At 43.9% G+C, this 10,669-nt stretch carries 10 protein-coding genes and 1 pseudogene; 1 reads left to right on the top strand and 10 read right to left on the bottom strand.

Going from position 1 to position 10,669, the window contains the following annotated elements; translation table 11 throughout:
- Nucleotides 1-58: 58 nt before the first annotated feature.
- From ACEW8S_RS19330 to ACEW8S_RS19375, 10 genes and pseudogenes are all read right to left on the bottom strand, one after another.
- Nucleotides 59-793 carry a LytR/AlgR family response regulator transcription factor gene (locus tag ACEW8S_RS19330; protein ID WP_373519742.1) on the bottom strand — a complete coding sequence of 245 codons (735 nt, stop codon included), beginning with the start codon at nucleotides 791-793 and terminating at the stop codon, nucleotides 59-61.
- 474 nt (nucleotides 794-1,267) lie between these two features.
- Nucleotides 1,268-2,200, bottom strand: coding sequence for a DUF3078 domain-containing protein (locus ACEW8S_RS19335; RefSeq protein WP_373519743.1), 933 nt, complete (start codon nucleotides 2,198-2,200; stop codon nucleotides 1,268-1,270).
- A gap of 121 nt (nucleotides 2,201-2,321) precedes the next feature.
- The gene (locus ACEW8S_RS19340) at nucleotides 2,322-2,831 is read right to left on the bottom strand and encodes a DUF2480 family protein (RefSeq protein WP_373519744.1); all 510 of its coding nucleotides are present in this window, start codon (nucleotides 2,829-2,831) and stop codon (nucleotides 2,322-2,324) included.
- The gene (locus ACEW8S_RS19345) at nucleotides 2,828-3,157 is read right to left on the bottom strand and encodes an SUF system Fe-S cluster assembly protein (protein WP_373519745.1); all 330 of its coding nucleotides are present in this window, start codon (nucleotides 3,155-3,157) and stop codon (nucleotides 2,828-2,830) included. The genes ACEW8S_RS19340 and ACEW8S_RS19345 overlap by 4 nt, the downstream gene beginning before the upstream one ends.
- Nucleotides 3,158-3,209: 52 nt before the next feature.
- Nucleotides 3,210-3,632: a SufE family protein gene (locus ACEW8S_RS19350; protein WP_373519746.1), complete on the bottom strand. Its 423-nt coding sequence runs from the start codon at nucleotides 3,630-3,632 to the stop codon at nucleotides 3,210-3,212.
- A 233-nt stretch (nucleotides 3,633-3,865) separates the two neighbouring features.
- A complete protein-coding gene (locus ACEW8S_RS19355) occupies nucleotides 3,866-5,080 on the bottom strand; it encodes an aminotransferase class V-fold PLP-dependent enzyme (protein WP_373519755.1) in 1,215 nt (404 codons plus the stop codon).
- Between the two features lie 85 nt (nucleotides 5,081-5,165).
- Complete coding sequence (gene sufD / locus ACEW8S_RS19360; protein ID WP_373519747.1) at nucleotides 5,166-6,482, bottom strand: Fe-S cluster assembly protein SufD; 1,317 nt, start codon at nucleotides 6,480-6,482, stop codon at nucleotides 5,166-5,168.
- Between the two features lie 138 nt (nucleotides 6,483-6,620).
- Nucleotides 6,621-7,374, bottom strand: a pseudogene (gene sufC, locus ACEW8S_RS19365) (Fe-S cluster assembly ATPase SufC).
- 73 nt (nucleotides 7,375-7,447) lie between these two features.
- Nucleotides 7,448-8,893 (bottom strand): Fe-S cluster assembly protein SufB, encoded by a 1,446-nt coding sequence (sufB, locus tag ACEW8S_RS19370; RefSeq protein WP_373519748.1) that lies wholly within the window; start codon nucleotides 8,891-8,893, stop codon nucleotides 7,448-7,450.
- 24 nt (nucleotides 8,894-8,917) lie between these two features.
- Nucleotides 8,918-9,247 carry a HesB/IscA family protein gene (locus tag ACEW8S_RS19375; RefSeq protein ID WP_373519749.1) on the bottom strand — a complete coding sequence of 110 codons (330 nt, stop codon included), beginning with the start codon at nucleotides 9,245-9,247 and terminating at the stop codon, nucleotides 8,918-8,920.
- A 228-nt stretch (nucleotides 9,248-9,475) separates the two neighbouring features.
- Between ACEW8S_RS19375 and ACEW8S_RS19380 the strand changes: the two genes are divergently transcribed.
- On the top strand, nucleotides 9,476-10,669 hold a 1,194-nt coding region (locus ACEW8S_RS19380), incomplete at its 3' end, for a Gfo/Idh/MocA family protein (protein WP_373519750.1).

A 10,669-nucleotide genomic window follows, 5' to 3' on the forward strand; every position in this document is an offset into this window, starting at 1 on the left:
AAACACGTGCGGGGGAAAGCTGCGTCAAAGGGAATGTGGGATTGCATGAAATCAAGGGCTACAGCATATCTAAAAATCCGGATTTTTTTTGTCGGGATACTGGAATTTTATGGTTTGATTTCAAGACAACGTAACCATCGGTCTTCAGAAACTCCTTTATTTTGCTTAGGTTGATAATATACGAATTGTGTATCCTAAAAAAAGAATCTTCCGGTAAGAGATCATTGATTTCCTTCAATTTTTTCGTAAGCACCATCTTGTGGCCGTCGGCGAGAAATATGGTGCTATAGTTACCGTCCGATTCGGCGTAGAGGATATCATCACTATCCAAAAAAACCAACTTACCGTCCGTATTGAAGGTTATTTTTTTATGTTTGGCGTTCGCATTGAAGTTCAACAGTATTTTCTCTAACCGCTCCGCCGTGAAGTTCTTTGCGTTGTATTTTCTGATCTTTGCTATGGTCTCTTTAAGATCGTCCGAATCAATAGGTTTCAACAGATAATCGATGGCCTCGTTTTTTAAAGCCTTGATGGCATATTGGTTGTAGGCCGTGGTAATGACCACTGGAAAGTTCTTGTTCGTCAGTTTTTGGATAAACTGAAAACCGTCCATAGTGGGCATTTCGATATCCAGAAAAAGGCAATCCGGCGTATTTTTTCCCAAATAATCCAGTGCCTCAAAAGGATCGGTGAACGAGGCCTCGACATGTATTTCATCGCTAAAATTCGTCAGTTCCCAAGTAAGGCTTTGTAAAGCCTTTATCTCATCATCTACAATTACGGCTTCTAACATCTTCTAATTTATTAGGTTAAGGGACTGATTTGTTTGGACTCCTAAATTACTATCAAAACGGCTAGCCAAAATAAGTGTGTTGAACAAACTCTAAATTACTCAAATATAACGGTATACGCTTGACTGAATTCGTTAATTGTGTGGATGGGAATATTTGGTGTACGGTCGGTATGAAAAAGCACATCATTGCATAAAATGGACCTTTTAATTTGCGGGTGGTGTCTAAGGCACATTTTCCCGACCTTAACCTACAATTTAACAGGTTACACCACAACTTAATGCCATTTCACAACAAAAATTTACCGTTCATCGAATACTGCCATAGATTTGTAATGTATTTGAAACCTAAAGTTTGACTTATAACTGACTGTGTAACCAAACTTAACCAACCCTACTTTAAAAGAAAAGCCCTCCTGACCGGAGGGCTTTTCAATGGTATGTACCCTATATCAACACTGTATACCGCGGCCTTGCCTAAAAAGCATAGTTAAGTCCGAACAACCAATAGGTCTGTAAGTCGTTGTCGGTATTCTCGAAAGTAGGGGTTGGTGTCGGGACTGGAGTCTGCGCAAAGGCATTGGCAAGCGACTCTTGGTGATTGCCTCTCAGGCCAAATTCGAAACCGAGACCGATGCCTTTCCATAGCGTGTAGCCCAAAGAGTTAATCCACGTGAAATTAGAATAATTAGAGCTTTTATAGCTTTGAAAGGTCGAGAAATTGGATTTAAGGTTTAGTTTTCCAAATTTCCGCGTATAATCGGCGACAATTTTCGCCCCGGCAGAAGATTCGTAGATATTGTCGGTACTAGTGAATACAAAGTTATAGTTCAAGGGATGGATGACCACAACAAGGTTTTCGATTGGTGTCCACGTTGCTCCTACACCTAAATCGAGATAACCTGGGTCATTAAAGTTATTGATGAGAGAGGTACGATATTCGCCCAATGCCGAAATAGCGAACTTTTTGCTCAACTTATACCCATAGAGCGAGGTAAGCGTAAAGACATCCGTAGTACCTTCGAAATCTTCGCTATCGGTATCGATGTCCTTATTGTCCAGCTTTACCCATTGTAGATTGGCATTACCCGAGTTCTTCCAAAAGAACTTTTCACGGTCTAGGTTGGCGAACGCATTTACGGTAACGCCGATATTACCCGATGAATTATTGGGTACGCCTTGTGAATACCAATTGTTGAAATTGGAAAGGTTGGCCCCAATAGTTCCGAAGGCCCCAATTTTCCAACCGGGAAAGGTATCGATTTGGGCTTGAAGGCCGTCTATCCTGCCCTGTATGGCGGCCAACGAATCGTTCTTTGCTGCTTTTTCGGCTTTCAATTCTTCTAATGTTTGTGCCGAGCCTACAATAAATGTATGAAAAGCTAAAAATGTCAACAAAATTCTTTTCATAGTCGAGCGTGGTTATTGTTTTAAATCCAAGGGGCAAAAGTAAGAATTGCTAACAATAAACCAACAAACTTTTCAACAAATTTTAGGGTGTTGTTACTATTTAAAGGGGGCTTATCAACAACTATTTTTTCTTGAAAAGAGGCACCGAAGAGCAAGCTTCTCCATACATGAGGGCCTTAACGACGGGCTGAAGCTTTTGGGTTATCAACACATAGGCGTTTGGTGGTACCGGTTTGTTCGTGCAGCCCTTTATAATGACCATGCGGTCTTTAAAATCGGAAGTGTCCAATTTTTCTATAAGCGATTGATATAGTGAAGTTTCAAGCAGTTCAAGGTCACCTTGTAGGATTTTGGAGGCATAAGGCTCCAGCTTTGTTGCCATAAGCATATAGGCCCAGCCCGGTATGATGGCATCCGAAGAACAGTGTATCGCGACGAAAGCATCTTGGTATTGTGTCCAATCATGTTGCTCCAGCTGCATCCTGAATTCCTTTTCCCTAAGGATAAATCCCTCGTAAAGCCAATTCTTTATGTCCAAAAGAATCCTTTTGCCTTCGGGATAGTAGTCCTCAAGGTTAAAGGTGATGAGTTTGCTTTGCGCTACTCTGTTAAGGATGGGTTCTCCGTTCATAACATTCCGAGTTCCAACTTGGCCTCTTCGCTCATCAGGTCTTGGCTCCATGGAGGATCGAAGGTGATCTCAACTTCAGCATCCTTTACCATATCCAAAGATTTCACCCGCTCTTCTACTTCCGCGGGTAAGGATTCGGCTACCGGACAGTTGGGAGATGTCAAGGTCATGAGAATTTTCACCTCGTTATCCTCGTTTACGAACACGTCGTAAATCAGTCCGAGTTCATAAATATCCACAGGAATCTCTGGATCGTATATGGTTTTGAGAACGGTGACGATTTTCTCGCCGAGCTCCTTGGTGTCAATTGATGTTTCTTCGCTCATCTTAAAAAATTTATGGGTTTATGGATTTATAGGCAGGATACAAACTCATGGACTAATTCAGCTGTGTCTGGTAGGCTACGGCATACAATTTAAGCTGTTTGATCATACTTACCAACCCATTGGCCCGATTGGGGGACAAATGCTCCTTTAAACCGATTTCGTCGATGAATTCAGTATCTGAATCGATAATATCCTGAGGTTTTTGGTTACTGAAAGCCCGGATTAATATCGCTATTATACCTTTCGTTATAATTGCATCGCTATCTGCCGTAAACAGCAATTTGTCATCCTCAAGTTCGGCATGCACCCAAACCCTGCTCTGGCATCCCTTTATAATATTGTCGTCGGTCTTATACTTTCCATCGATCAATGGAAGCGACTTTCCCAGCTCGATCATATACTCGTATCGTTCCATCCAATCATCGAACATCGAAAATTCTTCTACTATTTCCTGCTGTATTTCCTTAATGTTCATTCGATATATTTAAATAACCATTCCCCAGTAACCAACGGTCCGAAATTTCTGCCATGGAGTGGATAGCCAATCTTTATGTAAAAATACGATAAGTCGCGCTTCCCATCAAAGGTTTGTGATAGTTATAGGATTGTGCAGATCCCACTTCAAACAAGTTCGGCAAGCTATTTATGACATTCCCGGCTTGAAATTCGTGATGGCCATTTTTAGAAGACCTTCAACTTTGTAACAGTTTATGTAAGCATGGCTGCTGCCCGTTTTACACCCTCTACCAAAACATCGACCTCATTCTTGGTGTTGTAAAAGCAAAAACTGGCCCTTACCGTACCGGGAATTTTATAGAAATCCATAATAGGCTGCGCACAGTGATGGCCTGTTCTTACCGCAATACCCAATTTGTCGAGAATCGTGCCGATATCGTAGGGATGAACTCCTTTGATATTAAACGAAATCACGGAAGTCTTGTTTTTGGCAGTTCCGTATATTCTGAGTCCTTCTATTCCCAGTAGTTTTTGGGTAGCATACTCCAAAAGCTCGTGTTCATACTCTGAGATAGCATCGAAACCAATGGCATTCATATAGTCCAAGGCTGCCCCAAAGGCGATTCCTCCACAAATATTGGGCGTTCCGGCCTCGAATTTGTGGGGAAGGTCGGCATAGGTCGTCTTTTCGAAGGTGACCTCGGCAATCATTTCACCGCCGCCTTGGTAAGGTGGTAATTTGTTGAGCCATTCCTCTTTACCGTACAAAACACCGACACCCGTGGGGCCGCACATTTTATGGGCCGAAACCGTATAGAAATCCACATCGAGTTTTTGCACATCGGCTTTGATATGCGGAGCGGCCTGTGCGCCATCGATCAATACGGCCGCCCCGACAGCGTGGGCCTTTTGTATGATTTCTTCGATGGGATTAATGGTTCCGAGCGCGTTGGAAATATGGTTACAAAATACCAGTTTGGTTCTTTCGGAAAGTAGCATATCATATTCGTCCATCAGCAGTTCACCTTCCAAATTCATGGGAATTACTTTTAGGACGGCCCCGGTGCGCTCTGCCAGCATCTGCCAGGGTACGATATTGGAATGGTGCTCCATCGCCGAGACCAAAATTTCATCTCCTTTCTTTATAAGAGATGAAAAGCCGCTCGCGACCAGATTGATACCGTGCGTTGTACCGGAGGTGAAAATTATTTCATGTGCCTTGGCGGCATTAAAATGTTGTTGAATCTTTTGCCTGGCCGCCTCATATTTATCAGTTGCTTCCTGAGAGAGCGTGTGAACGCCCCTGTGGATGTTTGCGTTAAAGTTCGAATAGTAGTCGACAATGGCGTCCATGACCTGTTTTGGGGTCTGGGAGGTAGCGGCGTTGTCGAGATATACCAAAGGCTTTCCATTGACTTCCCGGTTTAAAATGGGAAAGTCTTTTCGGATTTTTTGTACGTCAAACATAGTAGTTTCCATAGATTACAAAGATACCGGGTATGCTATTAATAGTAGGGAAATAGGGAAAGTTTGTAACTAGTCTTTATATAATTTAAAGGTCAAACCCCAGATTAACGCCCAATTTTTTGGCTATCAATTTATTGATCCTCGTTTTAAGTTCTGGAATCCGCACGCTGGCGAGTACGTTGTTAGCGAAGGCATACATTAAAAGGGCACGGGCCTCCTTTTCTGGAATACCACGGGTTTGTAGATAGAAAAGAGCTTCCTCGTCCAACTGGCCAATGGTACAGCCGTGGGAACATTTGACGTCATCGGCAAAAATTTCAAGTTGGGGCTTGGAATTGATAGTGGCCTTGTCGCTTATTAGAATATTATTGTTTTGCTGAAAGGCATCGGTTTTCTGGGCAATTTTGTCCACTATGATTTTTCCGTTGAAAACTCCTGTGGAGTTCTCGCCATAAATCCCCTTATAATCTTGATGGCTCTCGCAGTTGGGCTGTTTGTGATGCACCAAGGTATGGTGATCGACATGCTGTTTCTCGCCCAAAATGGTCACCCCTTTCATGGTGGAATCGATATATTCACCGTTCTGATAGAAATTCAGGTTGTTCCGGGTCAGTTTTCCGCCAAAACAGAAACTGTGGATTTTCACAACACTCTTATCCTTTTGATCGATATAGGTGTTATCGATCAAAGATGCCGTGGCATTATCGTTCTGAATTTTATAATAATCGACAATGGCACTTTTAGCAGCAAAGATTTCTGTCACCGAATTGGTCAACACCTCGTTAGAGGTTAAACTTTGATGCCTTTCAATTACCTGAAGTTCCGCGTTTTCCTCCACCACGATAAGGTTTCTGGGCTGCAATAACAATGAAGCCTCGTTACCGGTAGCAAAATGGAGAATTTCGACCGGCTTTTTAGGCATTTTGTTCTTGGGGATATAAATATAGGCGCCCTCCCTGCTGAATGCCGTGTTCAAACTCGTCAATGACTCGTCTTTCGATGCGATCTTATTAAAATACACATCGATAACCTGTTTGTACATCGGTTTGGTGAGCGCAGCACTCATCAAGCAAATATCGACACCGTCATGTGTGGTTTCGGAAAGATAAGAACTGTATATACCATCCACAAAAACAATTTTATAGGAGTCGATTTCATGAATAAAATATTTCTTCACGTCTTTGTATTCCAAGGTGTTCTCTTCTCTTGGAAAAATGCTAAAATCGGTTTTTTGAAGGCTGTTCAGGGATGTATATTTCCATTCTTCCTCTTTTTTGGAAGGAAAACCTTTGCTCTCGAAATTCTTCATGGCTGCCGTACGTACATCGTGTACCGAATGTTCGACATCAACGTTGTTCTCGAACGCCATGAAAGATGATATTAACTTGTCTTTTAAATCCATCAAAAAAATATTTTATTGCCATTCCCGCCCTTTGTTTGGCTCCGCTCGGGATAAACTAGGGCGGGAATCTTAATCAATTTGCCCTGAAGTTTGTGCAACAGATTCCCGACTTCGCGGGAATGGCAAATTCTTAAATAATTAAACGGCGGTCTCTTGTTTCAACCAATCGTAACCTTTTTCTTCAAGTTCCAAGGCCAACTCCTTACCACCGGACTTGACAATTTTTCCGTCGTGGATAACGTGTACGAAATCGGGAATAATATATTCCAACAACCGCTGATAGTGCGTGATTAGAATTGTGGCCTTGTCATCGCTACGTAATTTGTTCACGCCGTTTGCGACGATACGAAGGGCATCGATATCGAGTCCGGAATCGGTTTCGTCCAAGATGGAGAGTTTGGGTTCCAACATCGCCATCTGAAAGATTTCGTTCCGTTTTTTCTCGCCCCCTGAAAAGCCTTCGTTTAGGGAACGGGAAAGAAACTTTCTATCGATATCCAACATTTCGGATTTTTCACGAATCAGCTTCAGCATTTCTTTGGCGGGCATATCTTCCAAGCCGTTTGCCTTCCGTGATTCGTTGATGGCCGTTTTCATAAAATTCGTGACCGAGACCCCGGGAATTTCTACAGGATATTGAAAGGAAAGAAAAACCCCTTTGTGCGCCCGTTCTTCGGGAGAGGTTTCGTCAAGGTCTTCTCCTTCAAACTCGATAGAACCTTGGGTCACTTCAAATTCTTCCTTGCCGGCTATTACCGAAGCTAAAGTACTTTTACCTGAACCGTTGGGGGCCCATTATGGCGTGTACTTCCCCGGCATTCACTTCGAGGTTGACCCCCTTTAATATTTTTTTCCCGTCTACGCTTGCGTGTAGATTTTTGATTTTTAGCATGTTATTACTTGTTTACGTAATTTTTAAAAATTGAGCTAACGTCATCTGACCTGTCGCGGTCTCTCCCGACAAACTATCCTACAGAGCCTTCTAGACTAATTTCCAGTAGTTTTTGCGCTTCCACAGCGAATTCCATGGGCAGTTTGTTTAATACCTCCTTACTGAACCCGTTTACGATAAGCGCGATGGCCTTTTCGGTATCGATACCCCGTTGGTTACAATAAAAAATCTGATCTTCCCCGATTTTACTCGTTGTAGCCTCGTGTTCTATCTGAGCCGTTTTGTTCTTGACCTCAATATACGGGAAGGTATGCGCCCCGCAATCGTTACCCATTAAAAGGGAATCGCATTGCGAGAAGTTCCTAGCGTTATCGGCACGGCTATTGATTTGTACCAATCCACGGTAGCTGTTCTGGGATTTTCCTGCGGATATTCCTTTGGATATGATAGTACTTCGGGTATTCTTGCCCAAATGGATCATTTTAGTACCGGTATCGGCCTGCTGAAAATTATTGGTCACGGCAATGGAGTAAAACTCGCCGATGGAATTGTCGCCCTTTAGGATGCAGGATGGATATTTCCAAGTTACTGCAGATCCCGTCTCGACCTGTGTCCAAGAGATTTTAGCGTTCTTCTCGCATATCCCCCTTTTGGTCACGAAATTATAAACTCCGCCTTTCCCTTCCTTATTTCCGGGGAACCAGTTTTGTACCGTTGAGTATTTTATCTCCGCGTCATCCAAAGCGATCAACTCTACTACAGCGGCATGCAATTGGTTCTCGTCTCGCGATGGTGCGGTACATCCTTCCAAATAACTGACATAACTACCGGCTTCGGCAATGACCAAGGTTCTCTCGAACTGGCCCGTACCGGCTTGGTTAATCCGGAAGTAAGTGGACAGTTCCATCGGACAGCGCACGCCTTTGGGGATATAACAAAAACTACCATCGGAAAAAACCGCGGAATTCAATGCGGCATAAAAATTATCCCTCTTGGGAACTACCGAACCCATATATTTTTTGACCAGTTCGGGATGCTCTCGGATAGCCTCCGAAATGGAACAGAAAATAATGCCCTTTTCCGCCAGCGTCTTTTTAAAGCTGGTCGCCACGGAAACGGAATCCATCACAATATCGACGGCTACACCGGTCAGTTTCTTCTGCTCGTCCAAAGATATCCCCAGTCTTTTGAAGGTGTCCAGCAATTCTGGATCTACATCGTCGAGACTATCGTATTTGGGCTTACTGTTCGGTGCGGAATAATACGAAATAGCTTGAAAATCCGGTTTTTCGTAACGTACGTTGGCCCATTCCGGCTCTTCCATCTCCTTCCAGTACTTGAAGGCTTCCAACCGCCAGAGCGTCATCCACTCCGGCTCCTCCTTTTTTTTGGAAATGGCAATGACGACCTCTTCGTTCAAACCTGGGGGAAAGGTATCCGATTCGATATCCGTATAGAAACCGTACTCGTATTCCTTTGTCTCCAGCTCTTTTTTAAGCTCTTCTTCTGTATATGCCATATTCGTTGTTAGTTAAAAAGTAAATTAAAGGGAAAAACTCTCCCCGCACCCGCAGGTACGCTGTGCATTAGGGTTGTTGAAAACGAAACCTTTTCCATTTAGGCCCCCGGAATATTCCAAAACAGTGCCTACCAAGTATAGGAAACTCTTCTTATCCACTAGGATCCGCACATTGTTGTCTTCAAAAACCTTATCGGATTCATCTATTTTATTATCGAACTTAAGTTCGTAGGACAGACCACTGCACCCGCCGCTCTTTACGCCGACGCGAACGTAGTCTCTGGCAGCATCATAACCTTCTTCGGTCATGAGATTGACTACCCTTTTTTTAGCTGTTTCAGAAACTTGAATCATAGTTCATTGATATTAGACCAAATAGTCTACAAATATACGAGTTTCACGGGGTTTAACCATAGACAGTAACATTATTATAACGTATGGTGCCATCGGTGATTTTTATGGTAGCATGGAATGTGCCAAGTGCGTTACGGTCAATGGGCGCGCGAATCTTTTTAATTGGTAATAAAAAATAATTCAAGTACCTTGTTCCCTACTTCCTTTTTCTAAAACCAAATTAGCATTATGTCAAAAAAGAAGAAAAGTTCGAATACAAGCAAGTCGCGTAGAAACTTCGTGAAACATTCAGGGCTTGCGGCAGCAGGGTTCATGATAGTACCTCGCCACGTGCTCGGCGGGCCAGGTTTTGTTGCGCCCAGTGACACCCTGAACATTGCAGGTATCGGAGTCGGCGGCAAGGGAAAAAGCGATCTATCATCGTTTGCCGAAAGTCCGAATGTGAATATCGTGGCACTTTGCGATGTTGATGACCGCCAAGCCGTAGAGGCGCGGGAAGCCTATCCTAAAGCCAAGTATTATCATGATTTTAGGGAAATGCTGGATAAGGAAAAGAACAACATCGACGCAGTTTCGGTCTCGACTCCGGACCACAACCACGCACCGGCGGCATATAAGGCCATGGAGATGGGGAAACACGTTTACGTGCAAAAGCCCCTTACCCATGATATTTGGGAAGCCCGAATGCTGACCGAGGCTGCCAAAAAGTTCAAAGTGGTCACCCAAATGGGCAATCAGGGCGGATCGGGAGACGGCGTACGCAAAATGAAGGAAATTTACGATGCCGGACTTATCGGCGATGTACATACCGTACAATGTTGGACAAACCGCGCCATTTGGCCGCAGGCCTTGGAAACTCCTACTACCAAAAATAAAATACCGAAAGGTTTAAATTGGGATTTGTGGTTGGGCACCGCGGAGGGCAGGGATTACAACGATGCCTATCTCCCCTTTGATTGGAGGGGCTGGTCCGATTTCGGAACCGGTGCGCTTGGCGATATGGCCTGTCATATCATGGATCCCGTATATAGAATTCTCCCCATTCTCTATCCCACAACCGTGGAATGTAGCATATCGGATGCCTTTAAAGGCAAGTTCGAGACCGCCAACTACCCAAAAAGCTTTCCGAATTCCAGTACCATTCATCTCAAATATCCAAGAACGGACGGTATGGGCAGTATCGATGTCAGTTGGATGGATGGGGGATTACGCCCTGCCAGACCCGACGAGCTTGGCGATGATGACCCCTTTGGCAACTGGGACGGAGGTGTACTCTTTATTGGCACTAAAGGAAAGTTATTGGCCGATTGTTATGGTGATGATCCAAGGCTATTGCCCTTGTCGCTCAACGAGCAGATCAGCGTCAACGAAACCCTAGCACGTGTGCCGGAAGGCCATTATTTGCAGTGGGTCAATGCCTGT

Origin of the sequence: Pricia sp. (assembly GCF_041745955.1) — a bacterium.
GTDB lineage: Bacteria > Bacteroidota > Bacteroidia > Flavobacteriales > Flavobacteriaceae > Pricia.

Excerpts from the sequence above, each read along its gene's own strand:
- ACEW8S_RS19330 (WP_373519742.1), bottom strand. The coding sequence starts at position 793 with ATGTTAGAAGCCGTAATTGTAGATGATGAGATAAAGGCTTTACAAAGC.
- ACEW8S_RS19335 (WP_373519743.1), bottom strand. The coding sequence starts at position 2,200 with ATGAAAAGAATTTTGTTGACATTTTTAGCTTTTCATACATTTATTGTA.
- ACEW8S_RS19340 (WP_373519744.1), bottom strand. The coding sequence starts at position 2,831 with ATGAACGGAGAACCCATCCTTAACAGAGTAGCGCAAAGCAAACTCATC.
- ACEW8S_RS19345 (WP_373519745.1), bottom strand. The coding sequence starts at position 3,157 with ATGAGCGAAGAAACATCAATTGACACCAAGGAGCTCGGCGAGAAAATC.
- ACEW8S_RS19350 (WP_373519746.1), bottom strand. The coding sequence starts at position 3,632 with ATGAACATTAAGGAAATACAGCAGGAAATAGTAGAAGAATTTTCGATG.
- ACEW8S_RS19355 (WP_373519755.1), bottom strand. The coding sequence starts at position 5,080 with ATGTTTGACGTACAAAAAATCCGAAAAGACTTTCCCATTTTAAACCGG.
- sufD (WP_373519747.1), bottom strand. The coding sequence starts at position 6,482 with ATGGATTTAAAAGACAAGTTAATATCATCTTTCATGGCGTTCGAGAAC.
- sufB (WP_373519748.1), bottom strand. The coding sequence starts at position 8,893 with ATGGCATATACAGAAGAAGAGCTTAAAAAAGAGCTGGAGACAAAGGAA.
- ACEW8S_RS19375 (WP_373519749.1), bottom strand. The coding sequence starts at position 9,247 with ATGATTCAAGTTTCTGAAACAGCTAAAAAAAGGGTAGTCAATCTCATG.